This window comes from Sporosarcina sp. 179-K 3D1 HS (assembly GCF_047228905.1).
Lineage (GTDB): Bacteria > Bacillota > Bacilli > Bacillales_A > Planococcaceae > Sporosarcina.
This window is the reverse complement of the sequence record NZ_JBFEGI010000021.1, coordinates 1-24,838: the sequence shown is the minus strand read 5'-3', so window position 1 is coordinate 24,838 and position 24,838 is coordinate 1. Positions and strand designations below refer to the sequence as shown.

Here is a 24,838-nt window from a genome sequence, read left to right as displayed (position 1 = left end):
GAGGACCGCTCATACTTCGGCTGCAGCGCTTATAACTATTGAGGACCGCTCATACTTCGGCTGCAGCGCTTATAACTATTGAGGACCGCTCATACTTCTGCTGAAGCGCTCATAACTTTTGAGAACCGCCCATACTTCGGCTGCAGCGCTTATAACTATTGAGGACCGCTCATACTTTTGCTCAAGCGCCTATAACTATTGAGGACCGCTCATACTTCTGCTGAAGCGCTCATAACTTTTGAGAACCGCCCATACTTCTGCTGCGGCGCTTATAACTCTGGAGAACCGCCCATACTTCTGCTGCGGCGCTTATAACTCTGGAGGACCGCTCATACTTCTGCTGCAGCGCTTATAACTCCTGACAACCGCTCATAATTCTGCTTCAGCGCCCATAACTCTAGGCCATCGCTCATAATTCTATTCTAGCGCTCATAAGCCACGAGGACCGCTCATACTTCCATCTCCAAAAAGAAAAAACAGGCAAGGGCACAATATACGTTCCCTCGCCTGTTATAGTCATATGGCTTTTCCTCACCCCAATAACGAAGCCATAATCCGTTTGGCGGCCGAAATATCTTTTGTTCCGTGAATAAGAATACGTCCGTCACGGAATAGGACAATCCGATGACCGCTAAATTGACAGACGGCTAAATGGGGATTGCGCTTCAGATTGGTGACAGCCCCTTCAATTGATTCTGTGATAGCTTGCAATTCGAATTGCCGGCTGGCTGGATATGTTAGCTGGACTGTGTCGCGTCCGCAGAGGACGGCTGTCCGGATTGTTGACCGCTTGTCCAGAAATGGATATGTCCTAACATCTGAACAGCTCGGACAGTCCGTTTTTTTCAACGCTTGGACATCGATGGTCGAGCGCTCTCCGCTCCACAGGTCGGCTGATTCCAGTTTTGGTGCGGACGTGGCACCAGATAGGTATTTCAAGACGTCCGCCACTTGCCGGGCTGCAGTCGTGACGACAATCGGGCTGATGACACCAACCGTATCGCAAGTCATCATCTGGGAGGGTAGTGTGTCCAATAGGCAATGCAGGCAGGGCTGACTATCTTCCAATCCAATCGGGAAAGACAATCCGTAACTTCCGACACAGGCACCCATGAAGAACGGAATCCCTTTCTTCATGGCCGCATCGTTCATGAGCAGACGGATTTCGATATTATCCGTCCCGTCAATGACCAGATCATGTCCCGTAATCAACTCTTCGACATTTTCGGGAGTAACGTCCGCTACGATTCCGGTTACCCTTACGTCTCCATTGATTGCGGTCAGCCGTTTTTTAGCAGCCACCGCTTTCGGTAATTGATCGACTACATCTTGTTCGGCATAGAGCTGCTGTCGGTGGAGGTTCGTCCACTCGATTATATCCCGGTCCACGATGGTCAGCTCCCCGACTCCCGCCCGAACCAGCATCTCCGCACTGGAGGAGCCTAGCGCGCCGGCTCCCATGACGAACACTTTGGCATTCCGGATTTTCCGCTGACCTTCCTCGCCAATCGGGGCAAAAAGTTCCTGGCGTGAATATTTTCCGTTCAACTTGGTAGCAATCCTTCCATCGGACTGCTCGCTACAGCGTAGTCGCGCTCCGGCATCCGGCCGGCTTCGAATCCTAACCTTCCGGCCTCGATTGCCAGCTTCATCGCTTCGGCCATCTTGATCGGATTTTGAGCGGCTGACACAGCTGTATTTAACAAAACGCCATCCGCCCCTAACTCCATCGCGAAGGCCGCGTCTTTCGGCGAGCCAATTCCCGCATCGACAATGACCGGTACCGTCGCTTGTTCGATAATGAAAGACAGATTCAGCGGGTTCAGAATGCCGCGGCCTGAACCGATCGGAGCGCCGCCCGGCATGATGGCGTGCACACCCATTTCACCAAGTCTTCTTGCCAGGACGACATCGTCGGAAGTGTAGGGCAATACGATAAAGCCTTCCTCCAACAGCATTTCGGTCGCTCGCAGCGTTTCAACCGGATCAGGCAATAGCGAATGGTCGCAGCCGATGATTTCGACCTTCACCATGTCACAGAGGCCTGAAGCTTTTGCGAGCTTAGCAATGCGCACCGCTTCTTCCGCTGTTTTGGCTCCAGCCGTATTGGGCAGGAGAGTATACTTTGACAAATCCAGCTGTTCCAAGAAGTTCGGTTGCGAAGGTTCAAATATATTCATCCGCCGAACTGCAAAGGTCAGGATTTCTGCTTCCGAAACACGCACCGCTTCCTTTTGGATTTCAAAAGAAGGATATTTTCCTGTCCCGAGCAATAAGCGGGACGAGAAGGTTTTATTTCCGATCTGCAACATGTTTAACCGCCTCCTACAAAGTGGATGATTTCAATCTGATCCCGGTCTTGAATCGGGTGATCATAAGCCTCTTTATTCAAAATCTGTCTATTCAATTCCACAATCAAAATACGGTTGTCGAGTCCTAAATGGTGCAGCAACTGCTGGACATCCCCCACCTCTTTTGGAATCGAACGTTCCATTCCGTTTACTTCGATATTCTTCAACTCACAACGCCTCCTCATTTCATTCAAGCTCCCGCCGGTATTCCCGGACAGCTTGCAATGGATGATCACTATCAAAAATAGAAGACATGATCGCGACACCGGCGACTCCCGACCGGGCCAATTCTGGGAGATGGCTAGGCTGGATCCCGCCAATCGCATAGACCGGAATGGACAAAGCGGTGACGATTTCTTTCAATTCCGCTGTGCCGCGAGCCGGAAGCCCCTCCTTCGAACGGGTGTCATATAAATGACCGTAAAGGACCCAATCCACCCCCTCCTGACTGGCCACGATCGCTTCTTTGGTCGAGTGGACCGATTTGCCGAAGGAAATTTGGGGGAACCGGCTTTTCAACAAGGGAGAGGGGATGCCGTGCCCCGGTATTTGGACTCGTTCGATCCCGCAGACAAGAGCTATATCCATCCGTCCGTGGACAATCAATTTCCTCCGGTCAAATCCGGAATTGTCCATGTGTTCGATCAGCTGAACCAATTCTTGAGCACTTTTGGATTTCTCCCGTAAAATGACGGCATCGACGGAATGTTGGATTGCTAGAAGAACGTCCGCCAGTTCGTGAACAGGAAGCCGGTCATTGGTGACGGCAATCAGTTTCAAACCTCCACCTCCCTCCATACAAAAAAGACCACTTCCCTGGAAGGGTAAGTGGTCTGGAGGTCATCCGCTATGTACAAAGATGCGCCGAAAATAAGCCACTTCCCTCCGCAGGTCCAAACCTGTTCAGGTAATAAGGGTATCGGAGTTGTACTCGTCTCTCAGTCCTTTTCAAGGATTCCCCTAATGGTCAAAATATGTATTCAATTTTGTTGACGCTTTTACCATAGCATGGATTTCATTGGAAGGGAAGGGGGGTCTCAGGAAGTTTAACGGTGGAAAGTTAGGCTATACTAACAGAAGATAGTAAGAAGTCGGTTGGAAAAAGAGGATTATAGATTACATATGCCGAAATAAAAAGACTGGCAGAGAAAATAAAAAAACCCACTTATGTGGATTTCAATCAAAAATATAAAACGCCCTCGGCAGGAATCGAACCCACATTTCAAGAACCGGAATCTTGCGTGCTATCCGTTGCACCACGAGGGCAATGTAAAACGCTACACTCTGTAGCAGACAAATTTCATTATACAATTGATGAGTCAGGAATGCAATACTTTTTTTGTTTTTCCTTTGATTCAGCCGGGTTTTGCTGAGAGCGTTATATTTGACCTTTATTGACCATAATAGGTATGATAAAGGTACAGTTGAAACGGCATCCTGTTTCAGCAGGCCGATCACTTATCCACTTTGAAGGAGGAAATGGAATGAATCTAATACCTACAGTAATTGAGCAGACGAACCGGGGAGAACGTGCCTACGACATTTATTCCCGCTTATTAAAAGACCGGATCATCATGTTGGGAAGCGCCATTGACGATAATGTGGCGAACTCCATTGTCGCACAGCTTCTATTCTTGGAAGCGGAAGATCCGGAAAAAGACGTCTCCATCTATATTAACAGCCCAGGCGGAAGTATTACAGCAGGGATGGCCATCTACGATACGATGCAATTCATCAAGCCGGACATTCAGACGATTTGTATCGGTATGGCAGCGTCCATGGGATCCTTCCTTCTGACAGCCGGGACAAAAGGAAAGCGCTATGCTTTGCCGAATGCGGAAGTCATGATTCACCAACCACTCGGTGGTGCACAAGGGCAGGCGACTGAAATCGAAATCGCTGCGAAACGCATTTTGTTCCTACGCGAGAAATTGAACACGATCCTTTCCGAGCGTACAGGCCAGCCGGTCGAAGTGATTGCGCGCGACACGGACCGCGACAATTTCATGACAGCGGAACGTGCCAAAGAATACGGATTAATCGATCATATCATCACACGCAGCGATATGAAACTTAAAGAAAACGAAAAATGATGCAGCTAGAAGCCGATCTCGATGATGAGATCGGTTTTTTTATTGAATAGTAAAAAAAATGAAACCTATACATAGGTGAAACAGTATATATGGTGTAGAGAAGTTTTAAAGCATCGGATTAGCGGTAAATTATTATCATACAGTAACGAGGAGTGGTGAAATGAGGAGATTATTGGGACCATTATTGACCATAGTTGTCATTTTGGTGGTGCTGGGCATCGTGTTTGTGCCTAGTTATAATAAATTCGTCAACTTGGAAGAAGATGTGGATCAAGCGAATGCGCAGGTCGATAACCAGTTGCAGAGGCGGCTCGATTTGATTCCGAACCTAGTGAATACGGTCAAAGGGTACGCGAGTCATGAAAAAGAGGTACTCACTGAAATTGCGGAAGCCCGTTCCCGGCTGGCTGGTGCCCGGACTCCGGAAGAAGAGGTGGCGGCAGATAACGAGTTATCGGGCGCGTTAAGCCGACTGCTCGTCGTGGTGGAGAATTATCCGGATCTGAAGGCAGATAGGCAGTTTACACAGTTGATGGATGAGCTGGCGGGGACAGAGAACCGGATCGGCGTCGCGCGAATGGATTATAACAACGTCGTCGCAACGTACAATCGGCAAGTGAAACGCTTCCCTGGAAAATTGGTAGCTTCGATTTTCGGGTTTGATGAAAAAGAGTATTACCCAGCGGACGCAGGTGCGAAAGACGCCCCAGAAGTCGATTTCGGGGATGACAAAAAGTGATCGATCGGGCCCTTCGCCTGTTCCTTGCGGCATGTCTGCTCTGTATAACCGTGTTTCCCGGGATGGCGTCCGCAGCGAATGTCCCGGTGATCCAAGACGGTGCGGATATCTTATCGCCGCAACAGGAAGCGGAACTTGAGCAATATGGAATCCGGTTATACGATGCGACCTCGGCCGAACTGGCCGTCCTGACACTTCCGAGCATCGGGGACGAACCGGTTGCGGAATATGCAGTAAAGAAGTTGCGGGAGTTCCAATTAGGGGATAAAAAACTGAATAACGGAGCGTTACTGGTCGTCACGACACAAAAGAATTCAGCAGGTGATCGACACTTCCAATTGTCAGTCGGCTATGGGCTCGAAGGGGCTTTGCCGGATGGGAAAGTCACGCGGATCATGGATGAAGTGGCCGTCCCTTTTCTGGAAGAGGAGCAGCCCGACCAGGCGATCATCAATGCATACAAAGCTTATTATAATGAAATTGCGGCTGAATACGGACTGGACGGCGCTTCCTTGCCGGTCAATACCGTGTATGGTGAATACGACTCGTCAGAGGGAGGATTCCCGTTGTTCACGATTATTATCGTCTTGATCATCGTCTTTAGCTTGATGCGTGGAAGTGGCGGCGGTGGCTCCGGCGGTTCCCGCGGACGACGAGGCGGGGGCGGTCCTGTCTTCTTCCCAGGCTCCTTTGGTGGTGGAAGTGGAGGCGGTGGCTTCTTCGGCGGAGGCGGTTCCGGTGGAGGAGGCGGATTTGGTGGTTTCGGCGGAGGCGGTTCCGGCGGTGGCGGAGGTGGCGGCCGAAGCTGGTAAGTTCAAAGGATGGCATGCATGCGTGCCATTCTTTTTTTGATTATACTAAGAGAAACGATATGGACGAGGTGTACCCTGATGCATTTGACATTTTACACGAGAGAAGGCTGTCCGCTTTGCGAGGAGGCGAAGCGGATGCTGCAATTGGCGGAAGATGACTTCCCTTTTACGTGGACGGAAGTCGATATTGAACAGGACGATGTTATTCATGAAAAGTATATGCTCATGATCCCGGTAATTGAGATCGACGGGGACGTCGCCCTGTACGGCTCTATCGGTTATATGGATATTGTGGAGTTGTTTGAATGAACGGCTTGGTTTCTCGCAACCGCCCATAACTTCGCGCCAGCGCTCATACTTTCATTCAACCGCTGATAAGTTCTCGCCCGCGCTGATAAGTTCGCGTAACCGCTGATAAGTTCTCGCCAACGCTCATAAATTCGCGCCATCGCTGATAAGTTCTCTCCAGCGCTGATAAGTTCACGCCCGCGCTCATACTTTCGTTCAACCGCTGAGAAGTTCTCGCCAGCGCTGATAAGTTTGCGTTAGCGCTCATAAATTCACGCCCGCGCTGATAAGTTTGCGTTAGCGCTCATAAATTCACGCCCGCGCTGATAAGTTCTCTCCAGCGCTCATATTTTCATTCAACCGCTGATAAGTTCACGCCCGCGCTGATAAGTTCGCGTAACCGCTGATAAGTTCTCGCCAACGCTGATAAGTTCGCACCATCGCCCATAACTTCACGCCCGCGTTCATACTTTCACATAACCGCTCATTACCAACAACCCTACATCATTTCCCAGTAGACTAAATCGCCCGACCATACATATGTATCCGCAACAACGGGTAGATATAAAAGAAAGGACGTAGGAGGGAATGACATGCCAATAAAAGTGGCAATAAACGGATTTGGGCGGATCGGCCGCCTCGTGTTGCGGGAAATTATGAAGAACCAAGATAACATCGAGCTCGTCGCCGTGAATGATTTGACGGATGCCGCGATGCTCGCACATTTATTAAAATATGACTCCGTCCATGGGGTATTCGAGGCGGATGTAGAATCCAGTGAAGATACATTGACTGTCAATGGCACCAAGATCCGGGTGTTCGCTGAACGAGATCCGTCCCGATTGCCGTGGAAAGAACTTGGAATCGACATTGTCGTCGAATCCACTGGAGTTTTCCGCGATCGGGAAGGGCTGACCAAACACTTGGAAGCTGGAGCAAAAAAGGTCATTTTGTCAGCACCCGCCAAAGGGGATATCACAACTCTCGTCATGGGGGTGAATGACGAGACATACAATCCTGACAAAGATGATATCGTCTCCAATGCCTCCTGTACGACTAACTGTCTTGCTCCTGTCGCGAAAGTGCTCCACGAACAGTTCGGTATCCGCCGGGGTTTCATGACGACGGTCCATTCCTATACGAATGACCAGCGGATCTTGGACTTGCCCCATTCCGACTATCGCCGTGCACGGGCAGCCGCTGAATCGATCATCCCGACGACTACAGGTGCCGCAGCTTCTGTGGCCAAGGTGCTCCCGGACTTAAAAGGGAAGTTGGATGGCATGGCCGTTCGGGTGCCGACGCCGAATGTCTCGCTTGTCGACTTTGTCGTGGAATTGGACAAGGTAGTGACAGTAGAGGAAGTCAACACCGCTCTACGGAAAGCCGCCGAAAGTGAAATGAAAGGCATCCTGTCATACTCGGATTTGCCTTTAGTTTCCAAGGACTACAATGGCAATACGTCTTCCTCGACGGTAGACGGTCTATCAACAATGGTCATGCAGGAAAACCTCGTTAAAGTCATCTGTTGGTATGACAATGAGGCCGCCTATGCTGCCCGATGTGTTGATTTGGCACGGTTGATCGCAAGCAAAGGGGTTTGAAAACTTCTTCTGTTAGATAAACATAGCCATTCTAACGGGAATTGCTTATAATGAGTAGATGGGTAAGAGGAGCGGGGATACCCCGGTCCTTCTTTTTAATTAATCTTGGAGGTGGGCATTTTTCATGGAGTCTAAAAAGACGATGAAAGATATGCAGCTGGAAGGGCAACGTGTATTTTGCCGTGTCGATTTCAATGTACCAATGGAGAACGGGGAAGTAACGGACGATACCCGGATCCGGGCTGCAATCCCGACGATTGAATACATGGTGGAAAATGGGGCAAAAGTGATTTTAGCCAGTCACTTAGGCCGTCCGAAAGGAAAAGTGGTCGAAGAGATGCGACTCGCGCCAGCGGGACATAAACTTGCGGAGCTTCTAGGGAAACCGGTGAAGATCCTCAAAGAATCCGTCGGAACGGCAGTGGAAGAAGAAGTGGCTTCCATGGCGAACGGCGATATTGTCCTGCTTGAAAATGTACGGTTCAATGAAGGGGAAGAGAAAAATGACCCTGAACTGGCGAAGGAGTTCGCAAAGCTCGCGGATGTATTCGTCAATGACGCATTCGGAACTGCTCACCGTGCGCATGCCTCCACGGCAGGAATTGCAAATTACATACCAGGCGTCCTCGGATTCTTGCTTGAAACAGAACTGGACGTTCTTGGAAAAGCTTTATCGCATCCGGAACGCCCATTCACTGCGATCGTAGGCGGTGCAAAAGTAAAAGATAAGATCGGTGTCATTGATAATCTACTTGATATTGCAGACAACCTTCTCATCGGAGGCGGTCTTTCCTATACATTTACAAAAGCACAAGGATATGAGACAGGTAATTCGCTTGTAGAAGAAGATAAAATCGAATTGGCCAAGTCCTTCATTGAAAAAGCGAAGGAAAAGGACGTCAACCTGTATCTACCGATTGATGCAGTCGTCGCCGATTCGTTTTCGGAAGAAGCGGAGACACAAACGGTTTCCATCGATGCCATTCCGGAAGGCTGGATGGGGCTGGATATCGGACCGGAAACGGCGAAGTTGTATGCGGACGTCATCCGGAATTCGAAGTTCGTCATTTGGAACGGACCGATGGGTGTCTTTGAGATGGAACCATTTGCAGGCGGTACGAAAGAAGTGGCTTTGGCGACAGCTGAAACCGAGGCGTATACGATTATCGGGGGCGGGGATTCAGCAGCGGCTGTCGAAAAATTCAACGTGGCCGACAAGATGGATCACGTATCCACAGGCGGTGGAGCATCATTGGAATTCATGGAAGGCAAAGAGCTCCCTGGAGTTGTGGCATTGCAGGATCAATGAGTGGAGGTACTGATTTGCGAAAACGAATCATTGCAGGAAACTGGAAGATGTATAAGACGAGTGAAGAAGCGAAAAGCTTTGTTCGGGAAGTGATCGGCAAGCTGACGGGTTCCGATAAGGTCGAACCGGTCGTTTGTCCGCCATCCCTGTATCTGGAAGAGTTGGTTCGATTGACCGCGACTTCTTCATTGTCCATTGGCGCACAGACGATGCACGAGGAGAAAGAGGGGGCATTCACCGGTGAAGTGAGCCCGGCCATGTTGGCGAATGTTGGGGTACGCTATGTCATTCTCGGACATTCGGAGCGCCGCCAGTATTTCAATGAAACCGATAGCGCCGTGAACCGGAAAGTCCAAGCAGCTTTCGAAAACGGTTTGACGCCGATTGTCTGCGTTGGCGAAACCTTGGAGCAGCGTGAGGCTGGTCAGACGGCACAATTGGTTGCGGACCAAGTGGAAAAAGCGTTCAATGGGATTGATGCAGAATCGGCGGAAAAAGCGGTTATCGCCTATGAGCCGATTTGGGCGATCGGTACGGGGAAAACAGCAACCGCTGAAGATGCCAATGAAGTGTGCGGAACGATCCGTCAAACCATTGGCAAGTTGTATGGAGAAAATGTTGCAAGCCAAATCCGTATTCAGTACGGAGGCAGCGTGAAACCTGATAACATTGGCGAACTCCTATCCATGGAGCATATCGACGGTGCATTGGTCGGCGGGGCAAGTTTGAATCCGGCTTCATTTTTACGATTAGTGGAGGTCGGCGGGAATGAGTAAGACAGGCCCTGTTGCTTTAATCATTTTGGATGGATTCGGGCTGCGCGATGATAACTTCGGCAATGCGGTCGCGCAGGCGAACAAGCCGAACTTCGATATTTTGTGGAACAACTATCCACATACTACGTTGACGGCTTCCGGCGAAGCGGTCGGCCTTCCCGACGGACAAATGGGGAATTCCGAGGTCGGTCATTTGAATATCGGAGCCGGCCGGATTGTATACCAGAGCCTCACACGCATCAATAAGTCGATCCGGGAAGCTGACTTTTTTAATAATGAAGTGCTGTTGGATGCCGTTGCACATGCGAAAGAACGAGGGTCGGCACTTCACTTGATGGGTCTCCTATCTGATGGCGGAGTGCATAGCCATTATGATCATCTTTTTGCATTGCTGCGACTTGCAAAGTTGAATGGCATTGAAAAAGTATATATCCACGGGTTCCTCGACGGACGGGATGTCGGTCCGCAAACCGCCCTTGATTATATCGAAAAGACCGAGTCTGTAATGAAAGAGCTGGAGGTGGGCAAGTTCGCTTCCATCTCTGGACGGTATTATGCAATGGACCGGGACAAGCGATGGGATCGGGTAGAGAAAGCCTATCGCGCCATTGCAGATGGAGTTGCCCAAACTGCAGCGACTCCGTCGGCCGGCGTTCTGGCTTCGTACGAGCGCGAACGCCATGATGAATTTGTCATGCCGTTCATTATAGAAGAGCTGGGAGAGCCGGTTGCCACGGTGAACAGTGGGGATGCGGTCGTGTTCTTCAATTTCCGTCCAGACCGCGCCATCCAGCTATCCCGTGCATTTACCGAGCCGACATTCAATGAATTCCAGACGAAAGAGTTGGAAGACTTGAAATTCGTGGGCTTTACGCATTATAGTGACGAAGTAGTGGCGAACGTTGTGTTCAGCAATGAAAATCTGGACAACACGATCGGGGAAGTCCTATCGAAAAACGGCTTGCGCCAATTGCGCATTGCGGAAACAGAGAAGTATCCACACGTCACTTTCTTCATGAGCGGTGGCAGGGAGGATAATTTCGAAGGGGAAGAGCGGCTGCTCATCAATTCTCCGAAAGTGGCGACGTATGACTTGAAGCCGGAGATGAGCGCATTTGAAGTGACGGACGCCCTGCTGGATGGCATTGCGGCCAACCGCTATGACGCCATCATCCTGAACTTTGCCAATCCGGATATGGTCGGCCATAGTGGAATGTTGGAACCGACGATCAAAGCGGTTGAAACAGTCGATCAATGCTTAGGCAAGATAATCGATGCCTTACTCGCAAAAGGCGGGACGGCCATCGTGACAGCCGACCACGGAAATGCGGACGAAGTGACGACGCAGGACGGTGCACCGATGACGGCGCATACGACCAATCCGGTGCCTGTCATTGTGACGAAACCGGACATCGAGTTGCGGGAAGGCGGCATTTTGGCCGACCTGGCTCCGACGATGCTGAAATTATTGGATATTGAGCAACCGGAAGAAATGACCGGTACACCATTATTTTAAAAGGGGATAAATGACATGCCAATCATTACAATGATCCAAGGTAGAGAAGTACTTGATTCACGTGGAAATCCGACAGTGGAAGTGGAAGTCATCACGGAAAGCGGCGCATTCGGACGTGCAATCGTTCCTTCCGGTGCATCCACAGGAGAATACGAAGCAGTCGAATTACGCGATGGTGACAAAGATCGTTATCTTGGGAAAGGTGTCTTGAAAGCTGTTGAGCACGTGAATGACGTCATTGCAGAAGAGCTGGAAGATGTCTATTCCGTTTTGGATCAAGTGTCAATCGACAAAGCGTTGATCGAACTGGACGGCACTTCGAATAAAGGGAAATTGGGTGCGAACGCAATCCTAGGTGTATCCATGGCGGTTGCACATGCGGCAGCGGATTATCTGGATATGCCGTTGTATCAATACTTGGGCGGAGTCAATGCGAAGCAATTGCCTGTACCGATGATGAATATCTTGAACGGCGGCGAGCACGCGGACAACAACGTCGATATCCAAGAATTCATGATCATGCCGGTTGGCGCAGAATCATTCCGTCACGGTCTTCGCATGGGTACGGAAATCTTCCACAGCTTGAAATCTGTATTGCAGGCAAAAGGATTGAACACAGCGGTTGGCGATGAAGGTGGATTCGCTCCGAACCTATCTTCCAACGAAGAAGCTCTTACGACGATTTTGGAAGCTATCGAAAAAGCGGGCTATAAAGCAGGCGAAGAAATCGTCCTAGCGATGGACGTTGCATCTTCCGAGTTTTACAACAAAGAAGAAGGCATTTATAACCTTTCAGGCGAAGGCATCGTCCGCACATCAGAGGAAATGGTTGCTTGGTATGAAGAGCTTTGCAATAAATACCCGATCGTTTCGATTGAAGACGGATTGGACGAAAACGACTGGGCGGGCCATAAATTGCTGACAGAGCGTATCGGCCATAAAGTACAGCTTGTTGGAGACGATTTATTCGTCACAAACACGGAAAAACTGGCGCGCGGCATCGAAGAAGGCGTCGGCAACTCGATATTGATCAAAGTGAACCAAATCGGTACGTTGACAGAAACATTCGACGCAATCGAAATGGCGAAACGCGCAGGCTACACAGCGGTCATCTCCCACCGCAGCGGTGAGTCTGAAGATACGACAATCGCGGACATCGCAGTTGCAACAAACGCGGGTCAAATCAAGACTGGTGCCCCTTCCCGTACAGACCGTGTTGCGAAGTACAACCAATTGCTACGCATCGAAGACCAATTGGATGAAACGGCACAATACTTGGGAATCAAAACTTTCTACAACTTGAAAAAATAAGTTTGAAGCTGAAAAAAGTCCACTACGGTGGGCTTTTTTTGTGGGTTTTGCAAGCAAAAATGGGTCGAATGCAAGCAATCTGGTGCGGAGTGCAAGGAAAGGTGCAGCGAGCGCAAGCAAACCGGTGTTGAGTGCAAGCAAATCATGATTTGGGGAAGAAACGGGGCGACACACTGCTTGATTTAATCAGATAAAAGTCCTGTTTCGGGAATAAAACTTCGGAACTGACGGATAAAATATAAAAAGTGACGAATAAATATATAAAAGTGAAGGATATCCTTGTAAAAGTGACGGATATAAGTTTAATTGTGAAGGATATCCGTTCCACTCCAATGAGATGTCAGCTTTGCTAACTTCGATCCAATTCGACCCGTTTTCAGCCAATCTCAGAAAAGGTTGTCAGGACATTGTCGTTTTGGTAAAATAGAAGTATTGTGAAGTTCGATTCAGGAGGTGGAACAAAATGCACGCATTGCTAATGACGCTACTTGTAGTCGTAGCCTTGGCATTAATCGCAGTCGTTTTATTGCAGTCCGGAAAAAGTGCAGGTCTTTCAGGAGCCATCTCTGGTGGAGCTGAACAACTTTTCGGAAAACAAAAAGCGCGTGGCTTGGATCTCGTTTTACAACGGGTCACCATTGTCCTTTCCATTTTGTTTTTCGTATTGGCGATTGCCATCGTTAAATTCTAATTCATGACTAATAAAATGATCAACGCCTGACCTTCCGAATGGTCGGGCGTTTTTTATAGGAGGCTGTACGAAATGAGAATCACACCACCGAAACCGTTCTTTTTCGAGAAAGGGAAGCGCGCCGTTTTGCTGCTTCACGGATTTACCGGGAATTCGGCGGATGTCCGGATGCTCGGACGGTTTTTAGAGAAGAAAAATTATACTTCATTAGCTCCTCATTATAAAGGGCATGGCGTCCCGCCGGAGGAATTGATCAAGACTGGTCCCGATGAGTGGTGGCAGGATGCCGTCAACGGCTATAACGAGCTGAAGGAAGCCGGCTATGAGGAGATCGCAGTCATCGGACTCTCCCTAGGTGGCGTATTTTCACTGAAAATAGGGTATAACATGCCAGTGAAAGGGATTGCCACGATGTGTGCGCCGATGTCGATGCGCACGACCGACCTCATGTATGAGGGTGTCCTGAAATATGCGCGGGAATATAAGCGATTTGAAGGAAAAAGCGAAGAAGAAATCGAAAAGGAAGTCGAGGCGCTGGAGAAGCAGTCCATGCCTTCCTTAGCGGTCCTTCGAGATCTGGTCTATGATGTCCGAGACCATGTCGACCATATTTATGCACCGCTGTTCGTCGTTCAGGCAACGCATGACGATGTGATCGACCCCGATTCCGCAAACTACATTTATGAGAACGCCGAATCCGTCGAGAAGCGGATCAAATGGTACGAAGAATCCGGACATGTCATTACGCTCGGACCTGAAAAAGAACAGCTCCATGAAGACCTGTTCGAATTTCTAGAATCGCTTGATTGGAACGTGTGAATTATCAATTACGCCTCGGCGTAATTGCGTCCAGATTTTGAATCGAGCTTGCTCGATTAACTCCTTTCAAAATCTGTGACATCCGCCGGAGGCTTTATCATTCATTCAGCGGGCTTTGTCCGCTGAATGAATGATAATCGAAATGACCAAGCTATAGTATTGAAGGAGGGTTGCAATTGGACAGTTTTGAACTGGATTTACAGCAACGATTGCTGGATTTAATGAGAGAAGATGCTTATAAACCGTTAACGGTTCAAGAAATTCAAGAACTGATGGGAATGGAGCAAGCCGCCGAGTTCAAGGAATTGGTGAAAATGCTTGTCCAACTCGAGCAGAAAGGACAGATTGTCCGTTCCCGGACGAACCGTTATGGCGTACCGGAACGGATGAATCTTGTACGTGGGAAATTCATCGGGCATGCCAAAGGGTTCGGATTCGTGGCACCTGAGACAGACGGGATGGATGATATTTTCATTCCACCTCATGAAGTGAACGGGGCGATGAATGGGGATATCGTCCTTGTCCGTGTTTCCAACAGCCAAATGGGCGATCGGCGCGAGGGCACGGTCATCCGTATCGCGGAACGGGGTACGACGAAAGTGGTCGGCACCTATCAGGACAATAAAGGCTTCGGCTTCGTCATTCCGGATGATAAGAAGCTCCCCATGGATATTTTCATCGGGAAAGGCGATTCCCTTGGGGCGGTGGATGGCCATAAAGTGGTCGTCGAAATCACCAATTGGCCGGATGAACTGAAATCCGCAACCGGAATGGTCACCCAGATCCTGGGCCATAAAAACGACCCGGGCGTCGATATCCTGTCGATCATCTACAAACATGGGATTGAAATCGAATTCCCGCAGGAAGTGATCGACCAGGCGAATAAAATCCCGGATACAGTGCAGGAAAAGGATTTATTCAAACGGCGTGACGTCCGTGATGAATTGACGATCACAATTGACGGCGCCGATGCCAAGGATTTGGATGACGCCATCTCCGTAACGAGGGATGAAAGCGGAAATTATATCTTATCCGTCCATATTTCGGACGTCAGTTATTACGTCACCGAAAACTCGCCCATGGATGCGGAAGCATATGAGCGCGGGACGAGTGTGTACTTGACGGATCGGGTCATCCCGATGCTGCCACATAAATTATCGAACGGCATCTGTTCATTAAACCCGGGCGTGGACAGACTTACTCTAACTGCCAAGATGACGATAGACCGGAACGGGAAAGCTATCGAGCATGAGATTTTCGAAAGTGTCATCCGCTCCGATGAACGGATGACGTATACGGATGTTTATAAAATCATCGAAGAAAAAGATGAGGAACTACTTGCAAAATACGAGCATATCGTGCCGATGCTTAACGATATGGCGGACCTGGCCCAAATCCTGAGGCAGAAGCGGATGGATCGGGGAGCGATCGACTTCGATTTCAAGGAATCCAAGATCTTGGTCGATGAAAACGGCTGGCCGACCGATGTCGTCGTCCGGGAACGCACGGTTTCCGAGCGCCTCATCGAGGAATTCATGCTGGCGGCGAATGAAACGATTGCCGAGCATTTCCACTGGATGCAAGTGCCGTTCATCTATCGGATCCACGAAAATCCGAAAGAGGAGAAATTGCAGCGGTTCTTCGAATTCCTTACGAATTTCGGAATCGTCGTAAAAGGGACGGGCAATGCAGTCCATCCTCGCGCCTTGCAGGAAATCGTCGAGTCGATTGAAGGATTGCCGGAAGAGACCGTCATTTCCACGATGCTCCTGCGGTCGATGCAGCAAGCGAAATATTTCGAGGAAAGCTTGGGGCATTTCGGGTTGTCCACTGATTTCTATACGCATTTCACGGCACCGATCCGTCGTTATCCGGACTTGATCGTCCATCGGTTGATCCGGACGTATTTGCTTGAAAAAGATGTGTCGTCCCAAACGCTGACCCATTGGAGTGCGGAACTGCCGGAGATCGCACAGCATACGTCCGATCGGGAACGCCGCGCTGTCGATGCAGAGCGGGATACCGAATCTTTGAAAAAGGCTCAGTATATGCTGGATAAGATCGGGGAGGAGTTCGAAGGCGTCATTTCCTCTGTGACGAACTTCGGCATGTTCGTCGAACTGGAAAACACGATCGAAGGGCTCGTCCATGTCAGCTATATGACGGATGACTATTACCGATTTGACGACCGTCAAATGATCATGATCGGGGAGCACACCGGCAAGCAATTCCGGATCGGGGATGAAGTGACGGTGCGCGTCGTTTCGGTCAAGCCGGAAGAGCAGGCCATCGACTTCGAAATCGTCGGCATGAAACAATCCTTCCACCGCAAACGGAAAGAGACACCGACTGTCATCCACGCGAAGAAAAGAGTCGGCGGTAGCGACAAAAAGTCCGAAGGCAATGGACGGGATCGGAAGAAATCCGGTTCAGGCGGTTCGGGCAATAAAAAGAAGAAGTTTTACGAGGGCGTTGCGAAGAAGTCCAAGAAGCAAGCGCCAAGAAAGAGAAAATGATGCCGGAGAGGTAAACGCCCCTCCGGTATTCTTGAGGGGGTAACGAGATGGCAAAAGGCCAAGGGAAAATGGTGGCTGTCAATAAAAAGGCGAATCATGATTTCGCCATCGAAGAAACGATCGAAGCGGGCATCGTGCTCCAAGGGACGGAGATCAAATCGATCCGCAACGGGAAGGTGCAATTGCGCGATGCGTTCGTCCGGATCCGCAATAATGAAGCATGGATATCCAATATGCACATCAGCCCGTATGATCAGGGAAACCGGTTCAACCATGATCCGCTCCGTTCAAGGAAACTACTGCTTCATAAAAAGCAGATCAATACGTTGATCGGCCAGACGAAAGAAGCGGGCATGGCGATTGTCCCGTTGAAGATGTACTTGAAAGACGGATTCGCCAAAGTGCTGATCGGCGTCGGAAAAGGGAAGAAACATTACGACAAACGAGAAGACTTGAAGAAAAAAGAAGCGAAACGCGAGATGGAGCGCGCCTTCAAGGCCAAACAGCAGTATTGATTTTTGGCCGAAAATGAGGTATGATAAGTACAGAAAGTTAAGTTCGGTACCTCGAAAGTCGAGGCTATCCTGACATTCCCATTCGGGGACGTTACGGATTCGACAGGGGTGGTCTGAGCTTGAGTTGCGCGTCGGAGGGCTCGGCTCCGTCAGAAACGGCACTCTATAATAACAGGCAAAACAAACAACAACCTAGCATTCGCAGCGTAAGCTGACGAATCTGCCTTGCAGTTCCATCGCCCATGTGGCATTGTAAGGCTCACTTATTAGTGGGATACGACGGCTGCCGCCTCCTGAGGCAGACGGAAGAGATTTCCAGGATAGCGTACAAGACGCCCTGATTGTCGGCATAATGCTACGCGAATCGCAAATAGACGATCTACACGCGTAGATGCTTGAGTGTTGGAGCCTCTGGACGCGGGTTCGACTCCCGCCGTCTCCATAATTTTATGGAAAACATCACGGATTATAAAGCATAAATTTTCCATCTGGAAAGTTTATGCTTTATTTTATTTTAATAAAGCTTCATCGGGAGGAGAACTATAATGATAACAGCTTTGAGCAATTTTAAATCAATAACAGCGTGCAATTTGTCGAAATTATAACGTATTAATTTGTTTGGTGGAAAAAATAATACAGGTAAGTCGACAATAATGGAGGCACTTTTTTTGCATGATCGACAAAATCCCGATTCCTTCATTCGTTTGCATAAGTGGTGGAATGCACCAGCGATGACGAGTTTCGAGAAACAATTCCGAATTATTTCTGAATTGTGCGATGCACAGGTACCTATTATTATAGGGGTGATTCTTATGTTGGATAATATAAATGAAAAAAAGGCGCGACTGGATGCCCTCAGACCTTTTTCAACCTATACAGTGAATAGTTTGCGTGAAAAGTTGTTGCTGGAATGGACATACAACTCGAATGCAATTGAAGGCAATACATTAACGATCAATGAAACAAAAGTTGTGCTTGAAGGCATTACGGTTGGTGGAAAGACGCTACGAGAGCATTTAGAAGTCATTAATCATCGGGATGCAATTCATTATGTAGAGGAAATTGTCCAAAAAGAAGAGGTCTTTTCTGAATGGCAAATAAAGAATATTCACCGTCTCGTCTTAAAAGGGATTGATGATTCCTATGCAGGTGTTTATCGTGATCAGCAAGTGTTTATTTCTGGGGCAAAGCACATTCCACCTGCTCCACTACTTATTCCTGAGAAGATGGAGCAACTGATACATTGGTATCAAACTGAGGGAGTTCACTTGCATCCGGTTGTTCGAGGGGCAATGCTGCATGCAGTTTTTGTAGGTATTCACCCTTTTATTGATGGAAACGGGCGTACATCTAGGCTTTTGCTAAATTTGGAGTACATGAAAGAAGGGTATCCACCTGTAATTATCAAGGTGGAAAAACGTCTTGCTTATTACGAGGCATTAGATAAAGCGCATACAACTGAAAAGTATGATGATTTCATTCAGCTAGTCGCGGAGGCTGTAGATGAATCGTTAGATCTTTATTTGGGTGTTGTATAAGAAAATATATCAACATTTGCAAACATGTCTAGTTCAAAACTTCAGCGGAATTAGGTATTTTATATTTTTCGAATAAATTCTCATTAAAGACAAGAAAAGTAGGTGAAAAAAGTGGGGAAATATCAATTGGATAACAAAGGTAAGGCAGCTGTGACAAAGTATCATGAAAAAAACAAGCCTGCCCAATTTGATAAAAAGCAGCAACTTGAAAAAATACGTACGGAGTATTTAAAAAGGAAGCAAAAACAAGCAGATTGAATAAGGTACCTGCGCATCACTGAATCAGAAATAATTCCGAATTGTTTCTGAATCGCGCGATGCACAGGTACCTATTCTAAATGGGGGATGTGAATGATGTGGAGATGATACCGATTCCTGCAGAAGCAGTGCGCATTACCAGCACCTCAAGCAAAGGGGATCAATCAAAATGGCATATTGGTGATAAGTGGATTAAACAAAACATACGGGGGTATGAAGGACTTGCGGAGGTACTTGCATCACTCATTCTATCTTGCTCAACATTAGAGAAGGGCCAGTATGTCACTTACAAACCTTGTAAAATCCTTTTACCCACCGGCGAAACATCCAACGGCTGTTATTCGTATGACTTTAGAGGAAAGCTACAAGAAGTCACGCTTGAACGTTTATTCGAAGCGAATTTCACCTCAAGCGATTTCATTCTGAATGATAAAGCTTTATCTACAAATGAAAAATTTGAAAAGATTATGCAGCACGTGGAGGCATTTACTGGACTGGACGTCCGTGATGAAATTGCCCAAATGCTCGCATTCGATGCACTTATTTTAAATGAAGATCGGCATACAAATAATATTCTATTTTTATATTATCCAGTTGAAAAGTCTTGGAAGATCGCACCGATTTTTGATAATGGACTTAGCTTATTATCGGATGAAAAAGATTATCTACCTGGCAAACCGCTGACAATACTAAAACGAAAAGTGAAGGCAAAGCCATTCAATTCGAGTTTTTCCAAGCAGCTAGCCCTTTATAAGGGACCCGCATTTATCAATAAAACCAACCTATTACATCAACTGGAAACGACGGATATCGATTTTGGTCGCGCGAAGCTGGTACTTCTTTCGCAAATGAATGACCCTAGTTTTGCGCATCTGTTCTTTGAAGGAAGTGATCCCGATGATTGATTATATGAAGTTTGATGTGATGTGGATGGATGAAGTGATTGCGCATGTAGACTTAAAACCATCGAATGGCGGAACACCATATGTCATTAATTATATTAGTGACTTCAATAAACAGTTTTCTCCAAATATGGAGGGGCATATTACAACAGAAGAACTGGAGAAATGGTTGAAATGGCGCACTTTCCCCCCTACTCGCGCCAATGCCGACGAACTACTCCAAAGTCTTGGCATGCAAGCATATAATCGCTGGGGCATTGTTCGAAAAACGCATGGTGTCATGGCGGATGATGAAATTTGGCTGCGGTTTGAGGGAGAAACATTGAGGCATAAGGACGTTTGTTTGCGGAAGGAGCTTTATTATCCGGAAGATTCATCCATTGCAGAATGATTGTGGTGGAGACCTCTGGACGCGGGTTCGACTCCCACCGTCTTCATAAATAATTGGTTATAAGCTTACAAAGTACGATGCACAGGTACCTATTTGAATAAGGTACCTGTGCACCATTGAATTCAGAGACAATTCAGAATTATTTCTGAATTGTGCAATGCACAGGCACCTGTTATTAAATTGTTTCCAAGTTGTGCGATGCACAGGCACCTGTTATTTGTTGACTTCCTTCACGTATGGTGATAATCTTATTTTCATTAGAGATATCAGGAGTCTCTAATGTCTGTGTTAGGAAAAAGGAGGATATGTATGAAGTATTCAAACGCGACAAACTACGCCCTGCACACAATGGTGCATTTGATACTACAGCCTAGGGAGAGCTTGGTAGGAGTGCAGGAATTAGCCGAAATGCAGCATCTTTCTCCGACGTACCTTTCTAAGATATTAACCAAACTTGCGAAAGCCGGTTTGGTCGAGTCGACACCCGGAGCGAGGGGAGGCTATAAAATCTCCAGAACAAAACAGGAAATATCCTTTTTAGATGTTATTCATGCGATTGAAGGAGATGCAAGCTTATTCGACTGTTCCATACATCATGAAGGCTGCTTGATTGAGAAAGTCATGTGGCAGGCAGAGGAAAATATGAAAAGTGAATTGAAATCGAAGCTATTGATCAACATTGCCAAAGAAGCAGAATCCAAACAGAAGTAACCAAAAAGATAATAACAGTAAGTTTAAACTGCTACTAACAAAGGAGGATATATATGCATCACCCACATGGTAAGCATAGCAAAGGAAAGGTATCGTACTTGGAAAGTCCCGAACGAAGAAAAGAATTTTCCCCGGAACAGCTGCTGAACATGATTCCTTTAAAAGAAACGGACAGCATCTTAGACTTTGGCGCCGGAACCGGTTATTTTTCCATCCCGGTGGCGAAGAGGACCGCGGGCAAGGTATACGCCTTAGATATCGATGCTACAATGCTGGAAATAATAAAAGAGAAAGCCTTGAAGGAGCAGCTTACGAATATTGTTCCGGTGCAAAAAAGTATGGAGGAACTTTCTTTACCTGATGGAACTATCGATATGATTATTGCTTCCCTGGTATTGCATGAAATTCAGCCGTTAGGACCACTGTTACAGCAAATGAGAAATGTGTTGAAAACAGAAGGCTATCTGATCTGTCTGGAACTCGAACCAAAAGGAAGTTCTAATAAAGGACCTCGGATTACTATGGAAGGAATGGAGCGAGAAATGAAAGAAGCAGGATTCCATGTAACGGAGAAATATTTCCCGTCGGAATCTCTATACATGCTCATTGCGCAGAAAACGGATTGACCGATTATTTTTTTGTTTAATTAAGGATATCAGGTGTCTCTAAAATCCTCAATGTATTTTTACTATGAGATGTAATTGACGAGCTAGTTTGCTTGCTCGAGGCAAACAGAGCAGAAATGATGTAGCAAGTGGCGGAGCCCCGTGTTAGTGACAACTTTCGCGATAACGGAGCTGCCACTTGTTTTCATTTCATCAGGATGAACGCACAATCGGACGTAAAAAAAGGTGGTCTTAGTGGGCCGATCTTCACAGCGTTCGTGTTATACATATTTTTCGGTACATCGCTATAATCTTTTGGTTTTCCTTTTTCCATTCCTTACTTCGCATGGGAAGCTTGAATTGTTTTTCCATTTCGGTCATTAGCCCAGCTAACAGTATATCCTTTTGCGGCTGGTCGAAAAAGATGATTCGTTCATATTCTTTTTGGTAATCCGCTAGTGACTTGGCTGTCATTGTATAGCCCCTCCCTTTTAACTCCACCTATCCGTTAGAATTAATTCATGATAGCAACACAAAAAAGTGTGACTGTAAGTATATCTTTGTCACTCCGGCAGGATATACTGAAAAAGAGGTGTTACCGAAACTAATGCAAGGGTGGATGGATTATAGATGATACGTTTTGAAAGTGATTATTTAGAAGGTGCGCATGAACAAATTCTGAAACGGCTACTGGAAACCAATGAGGTACAGACGCCTGGATACGGTGTGGATGAGTATTGTGAAAGGGCCAGGGGCTATATTCGAAAAGCGTGTGATATGGAGAATGCAGATGTACACTTCTTAGTGGGCGGAACGCAAGCGAATACTGCGATTATATCATCCATATTGCGCCCGCATCAAGGAGCGGTTTCTGCAATTACGGGTCATATCGCGGGACATGAATCGGGGGCAATTGAAGCGACTGGACATAAAGTGCTTACTTTGCCGAGTGATGATGGGAAAATTAAAGCAAAACAAGTAAAGGATCTATATGATGCTCATTGGAATGATGCCACTCATGAACATATGGTACAGCCGGGTTTGGTTTACATATCACATCCTTCCGAGAATGGGACGACTTATAGCAAATCCGAATTGGAGGAATTGAGCAAAGTTTGCCGCGAATGTGGTTTGCCATTATTTATGGATGGGGCTCGATTAGGGTATGGCCTCGCTGCAAAAGACAACGATCTCTCGTTAGAGGATATCGCAAGGCTTTGTGATGTATTCTATATCGGCGGAACGAAACTTGGAGCTTTGTTCGGAGAAGCTGTTGTCATTACAAATGATGATCTTAAAAAAGACTTTCGGTATATGATCAAACAAAAAGGCGGATTGCTCGCGAAGGGAAGATTATTAGGGATCCAGTTTGAGGCCTTGTTTGAAGATGGCCTCTACTATGAGATTTCCAAGCATGCGGTTGACATGGCGATGATGATTCGGGAGGCGTTTGTTGAAAAAGGATTTTCATTAAGATATGATTCCAAGACAAATCAACAGTTTCCCATTTTGCCGAATGATGTATTAAGTAAATTGAGCGGTAACTATTCTTTTTCCTATTGGGAGAAGGTCGATGATACGCAAAGTGTTGTGAGATTTTGTACGAGCTGGGCAACGAAAAAGGAAAATGTTGAAAAACTGATTGAGGATATTAAGAATATGGATCGTTGATATTTTTTGACCCGTCGGAGGCCTCGGCTCCGTCAGAAACGGCAGTAAATAATAACTGGCAAAACAAACAACGACTTAGCATTTGAAGCGTAAGCTGATGAATCTGCCTTGCAGTTCCATCGCCCATGTGGCATTGTAAGGCTCACCTATTGGTGGGATACGACGGCTGCCGCCTCCTGAGGCAAACGGAAGCGCGAACCTCAATAGACAATCTACACGCGTAGATGCTTGAGTGTTGGAGCCTCTGGACGCGGGTTCGACTCCCGCCGTCTCCATAGTAAGATATGGTGCAAATGCAGTCGTATTAATGGTTTATAAAGTTAGGGATATTGAACGGGAGTTGAACTCTTGTTGAATATCCCTATTTTTATCACTACATATTTTAAGCGGATTTTAATCATATGACCTTCTAATTCAACTATGAAATGGGAGGTTTTTTCTATGTCTAGAAGTAGAAGACATGGCGTATTTGCGGTGAGTGGTGATGTGGTATAAATATTAATTTGGTAATTAGGTAATTAGTGTTATAATATTGGTAATAATCAATCAGCTGGGAGGAGAATAATCATGGAATTACCAATTAAAAAAGTTGTTAGTTTTACGTGTCCTAATTGCAACGAGAAATTTTCAGCATCGGCTGTAATTCAAGATTTAGAACATGTGAGTTCGGCCGAACGAGGCATGGGAACAGAGAACCAATATGATTTCTCAACGCAAGTACAATGCACCAATTGTAAACATGGATGGGATGCGGAAGGTGAACTTTGGGAATACCCTTCAGATACTATTAACTTAATCGAAATTAAATAGGAAATATAGGCTTCGCTAATAACTAGCGAAGTCTATGATATTGATTACACCTACGATTCAACATAATTGAAAGAGGTTTTTGGGGAACGAAGAACAGGTTAATAGTTTTCAAGCTTTTTCAGTTGATAAATATTTTTATTAACAAAAATATTGTAGGGGGTAATTTTATGAAATTAGCCGAAATTGAAATCGAAAATTTTAAGGGGATTGGGGAAGCAGTAAAAATAAAAATTGATAATATAGTTGCTTTAATTGGTAATAATAATGTTGGTAAAACAACTATACTTTCAGCTTATGAAGCTTTTGCAGATAGTGGTTCAAAGTTAACGGAAAAAGATTATTATCAAGAAGACACTAATAATATACCGACAATTATAGGTATTTTTGTAGATGTCCCTACTGGAATTGGAATAGGTGAACAATGGATCCATGATGATGAACATCTTAATTATAAAAATTGTATAAAAGTTAAATACGTATGGGAAGGGCCTAATCAAAACAGAAAAAAGTATTCATATTTACCATCAGAGGACAAGTTGTAACTGCTAAACTAAAATGGACAGTTTTTGCTCGATAGAACTGAACAGTTTCCAGCCACAATCCCTCCTACCA

Annotated in this window: 27 protein-coding genes, 1 tRNA gene, 2 other RNA genes and 1 riboswitch; of the genes, 24 read left to right on the top strand and 6 right to left on the bottom strand. The window is 46.8% G+C overall.

What is annotated here, in order from left to right:
* Positions 1 to 531: 531 nt before the first annotated feature.
* The 5 genes from AB1K83_RS17800 to AB1K83_RS17780 all read right to left on the bottom strand — a co-directional run bounded on the left by AB1K83_RS17800 (position 532) and on the right by AB1K83_RS17780 (position 3,617).
* The gene (locus AB1K83_RS17800) at positions 532 to 1,548 is read right to left on the bottom strand and encodes a ThiF family adenylyltransferase (protein WP_413059546.1); all 1,017 of its coding nucleotides are present in this window, start codon (positions 1,546 to 1,548) and stop codon (positions 532 to 534) included.
* The gene (locus AB1K83_RS17795; protein WP_413059545.1) at positions 1,545 to 2,312 is read right to left on the bottom strand and encodes a thiazole synthase; all 768 of its coding nucleotides are present in this window, start codon (positions 2,310 to 2,312) and stop codon (positions 1,545 to 1,547) included. Before AB1K83_RS17795 ends, AB1K83_RS17800 begins: the two co-directional genes overlap by 4 nt.
* Before the next feature lie 2 nt (positions 2,313 to 2,314).
* Entirely contained in the window at positions 2,315 to 2,518 is a 204-nt protein-coding gene (thiS, locus tag AB1K83_RS17790) for a sulfur carrier protein ThiS (RefSeq protein ID WP_413059544.1), read from the bottom strand.
* 19 nt (positions 2,519 to 2,537) lie between these two features.
* Positions 2,538 to 3,131: a thiamine phosphate synthase gene (locus AB1K83_RS17785; protein ID WP_413059543.1), complete on the bottom strand. Its 594-nt coding sequence runs from the start codon at positions 3,129 to 3,131 to the stop codon at positions 2,538 to 2,540.
* Positions 3,132 to 3,214: 83 nt separating this feature from the next.
* A riboswitch (TPP riboswitch) is annotated at positions 3,215 to 3,323 on the bottom strand.
* Between the two features lie 222 nt (positions 3,324 to 3,545).
* Positions 3,546 to 3,617: transfer RNA gene (locus AB1K83_RS17780), tRNA-Arg, on the bottom strand.
* 218 nt (positions 3,618 to 3,835) lie between these two features.
* Between AB1K83_RS17780 and clpP the strand changes: the two genes are divergently transcribed.
* The 20 genes from clpP to AB1K83_RS17680 all read left to right on the top strand — a co-directional run bounded on the left by clpP (position 3,836) and on the right by AB1K83_RS17680 (position 21,766).
* Positions 3,836 to 4,444, top strand: coding sequence for an ATP-dependent Clp endopeptidase proteolytic subunit ClpP (clpP, locus tag AB1K83_RS17775; protein WP_413059542.1), 609 nt, complete (start codon positions 3,836 to 3,838; stop codon positions 4,442 to 4,444).
* A gap of 160 nt (positions 4,445 to 4,604) precedes the next feature.
* Positions 4,605 to 5,183, top strand: coding sequence for a LemA family protein (locus AB1K83_RS17770; protein ID WP_413059541.1), 579 nt, complete (start codon positions 4,605 to 4,607; stop codon positions 5,181 to 5,183).
* Entirely contained in the window at positions 5,180 to 5,995 is an 816-nt protein-coding gene (locus AB1K83_RS17765) for a TPM domain-containing protein (RefSeq protein ID WP_413059540.1), read from the top strand. The genes AB1K83_RS17770 and AB1K83_RS17765 overlap by 4 nt, the downstream gene beginning before the upstream one ends.
* Before the next feature lie 78 nt (positions 5,996 to 6,073).
* A complete protein-coding gene (locus AB1K83_RS17760; protein WP_413059539.1) occupies positions 6,074 to 6,304 on the top strand; it encodes a glutaredoxin family protein in 231 nt (76 codons plus the stop codon).
* Positions 6,305 to 6,876: 572 nt separating this feature from the next.
* Entirely contained in the window at positions 6,877 to 7,887 is a 1,011-nt protein-coding gene (gap, locus tag AB1K83_RS17755; RefSeq protein ID WP_413059538.1) for a type I glyceraldehyde-3-phosphate dehydrogenase, read from the top strand.
* A 124-nt stretch (positions 7,888 to 8,011) separates the two neighbouring features.
* Positions 8,012 to 9,196 (top strand): phosphoglycerate kinase, encoded by a 1,185-nt coding sequence (locus tag AB1K83_RS17750; RefSeq protein WP_413059537.1) that lies wholly within the window; start codon positions 8,012 to 8,014, stop codon positions 9,194 to 9,196.
* Between the two features lie 14 nt (positions 9,197 to 9,210).
* Entirely contained in the window at positions 9,211 to 9,972 is a 762-nt protein-coding gene (tpiA, locus tag AB1K83_RS17745; protein WP_413059536.1) for a triose-phosphate isomerase, read from the top strand.
* Positions 9,965 to 11,488: a 2,3-bisphosphoglycerate-independent phosphoglycerate mutase gene (gpmI, locus tag AB1K83_RS17740; RefSeq protein WP_413059535.1), complete on the top strand. Its 1,524-nt coding sequence runs from the start codon at positions 9,965 to 9,967 to the stop codon at positions 11,486 to 11,488. Before tpiA ends, gpmI begins: the two co-directional genes overlap by 8 nt.
* A 15-nt stretch (positions 11,489 to 11,503) precedes the next feature.
* Positions 11,504 to 12,799 carry a phosphopyruvate hydratase gene (gene eno / locus AB1K83_RS17735; RefSeq protein WP_413059534.1) on the top strand — a complete coding sequence of 432 codons (1,296 nt, stop codon included), beginning with the start codon at positions 11,504 to 11,506 and terminating at the stop codon, positions 12,797 to 12,799.
* 463 nt (positions 12,800 to 13,262) lie between these two features.
* On the top strand, positions 13,263 to 13,490 hold the full coding sequence (gene secG, locus AB1K83_RS17730; RefSeq protein WP_413059533.1) for a preprotein translocase subunit SecG: 228 nt from the start codon (positions 13,263 to 13,265) through the stop codon (positions 13,488 to 13,490).
* Between the two features lie 72 nt (positions 13,491 to 13,562).
* Positions 13,563 to 14,309, top strand: coding sequence for an alpha/beta hydrolase (locus AB1K83_RS17725; protein ID WP_413059532.1), 747 nt, complete (start codon positions 13,563 to 13,565; stop codon positions 14,307 to 14,309).
* Between the two features lie 221 nt (positions 14,310 to 14,530).
* A complete protein-coding gene (gene rnr, locus AB1K83_RS17720) occupies positions 14,531 to 16,825 on the top strand; it encodes a ribonuclease R (RefSeq protein ID WP_413059549.1) in 2,295 nt (764 codons plus the stop codon).
* A gap of 47 nt (positions 16,826 to 16,872) precedes the next feature.
* Positions 16,873 to 17,340, top strand: a complete 468-nt coding sequence (gene smpB, locus AB1K83_RS17715; protein WP_413059531.1) for an SsrA-binding protein SmpB — start codon at positions 16,873 to 16,875, stop codon at positions 17,338 to 17,340.
* Positions 17,341 to 17,424: 84 nt separating this feature from the next.
* Positions 17,425 to 17,785, top strand: a transfer-messenger RNA (tmRNA) gene (gene ssrA / locus AB1K83_RS17710).
* Positions 17,786 to 18,152: 367 nt separating this feature from the next.
* Positions 18,153 to 18,878 (top strand): Fic family protein, encoded by a 726-nt coding sequence (locus AB1K83_RS17705; RefSeq protein ID WP_413059548.1) that lies wholly within the window; start codon positions 18,153 to 18,155, stop codon positions 18,876 to 18,878.
* Between the two features lie 111 nt (positions 18,879 to 18,989).
* Positions 18,990 to 19,136: a hypothetical protein gene (locus tag AB1K83_RS17700; RefSeq protein WP_041070972.1), complete on the top strand. Its 147-nt coding sequence runs from the start codon at positions 18,990 to 18,992 to the stop codon at positions 19,134 to 19,136.
* Between the two features lie 104 nt (positions 19,137 to 19,240).
* Positions 19,241 to 20,041, top strand: coding sequence for a hypothetical protein (locus AB1K83_RS17695; RefSeq protein WP_413059547.1), 801 nt, complete (start codon positions 19,241 to 19,243; stop codon positions 20,039 to 20,041).
* Positions 20,034 to 20,429, top strand: coding sequence for a hypothetical protein (locus AB1K83_RS17690; RefSeq protein ID WP_041070968.1), 396 nt, complete (start codon positions 20,034 to 20,036; stop codon positions 20,427 to 20,429). Before AB1K83_RS17695 ends, AB1K83_RS17690 begins: the two co-directional genes overlap by 8 nt.
* A 309-nt stretch (positions 20,430 to 20,738) precedes the next feature.
* Complete coding sequence (locus AB1K83_RS17685) at positions 20,739 to 21,140, top strand: RrF2 family transcriptional regulator (RefSeq protein ID WP_413059530.1); 402 nt, start codon at positions 20,739 to 20,741, stop codon at positions 21,138 to 21,140.
* Positions 21,141 to 21,193: 53 nt separating this feature from the next.
* The gene (locus AB1K83_RS17680; protein WP_413059529.1) at positions 21,194 to 21,766 is read left to right on the top strand and encodes a class I SAM-dependent methyltransferase; all 573 of its coding nucleotides are present in this window, start codon (positions 21,194 to 21,196) and stop codon (positions 21,764 to 21,766) included.
* A 246-nt stretch (positions 21,767 to 22,012) separates the two neighbouring features.
* On the opposite strand, the gene AB1K83_RS17675 is transcribed toward AB1K83_RS17680, so the two are convergent.
* Positions 22,013 to 22,219: a hypothetical protein gene (locus tag AB1K83_RS17675; protein ID WP_041070959.1), complete on the bottom strand. Its 207-nt coding sequence runs from the start codon at positions 22,217 to 22,219 to the stop codon at positions 22,013 to 22,015.
* 156 nt (positions 22,220 to 22,375) lie between these two features.
* Between AB1K83_RS17675 and AB1K83_RS17670 the strand changes: the two genes are divergently transcribed.
* The 4 genes from AB1K83_RS17670 (at position 22,376) to AB1K83_RS17655 (ending at position 24,768) form a co-directional block, all read left to right on the top strand.
* Entirely contained in the window at positions 22,376 to 23,416 is a 1,041-nt protein-coding gene (locus tag AB1K83_RS17670; protein WP_413059528.1) for a threonine aldolase family protein, read from the top strand.
* Positions 23,405 to 23,684, top strand: a transfer-messenger RNA (tmRNA) gene (gene ssrA, locus AB1K83_RS17665). The genes AB1K83_RS17670 and ssrA (AB1K83_RS17665) overlap by 12 nt, the downstream gene beginning before the upstream one ends.
* 299 nt (positions 23,685 to 23,983) lie before the next feature.
* A complete protein-coding gene (locus AB1K83_RS17660; protein ID WP_413059527.1) occupies positions 23,984 to 24,226 on the top strand; it encodes a hypothetical protein in 243 nt (80 codons plus the stop codon).
* Positions 24,227 to 24,393: 167 nt separating this feature from the next.
* Positions 24,394 to 24,768: an AAA family ATPase gene (locus AB1K83_RS17655; protein WP_413059526.1), complete on the top strand. Its 375-nt coding sequence runs from the start codon at positions 24,394 to 24,396 to the stop codon at positions 24,766 to 24,768.
* Positions 24,769 to 24,838 lie beyond the last annotated feature (70 nt).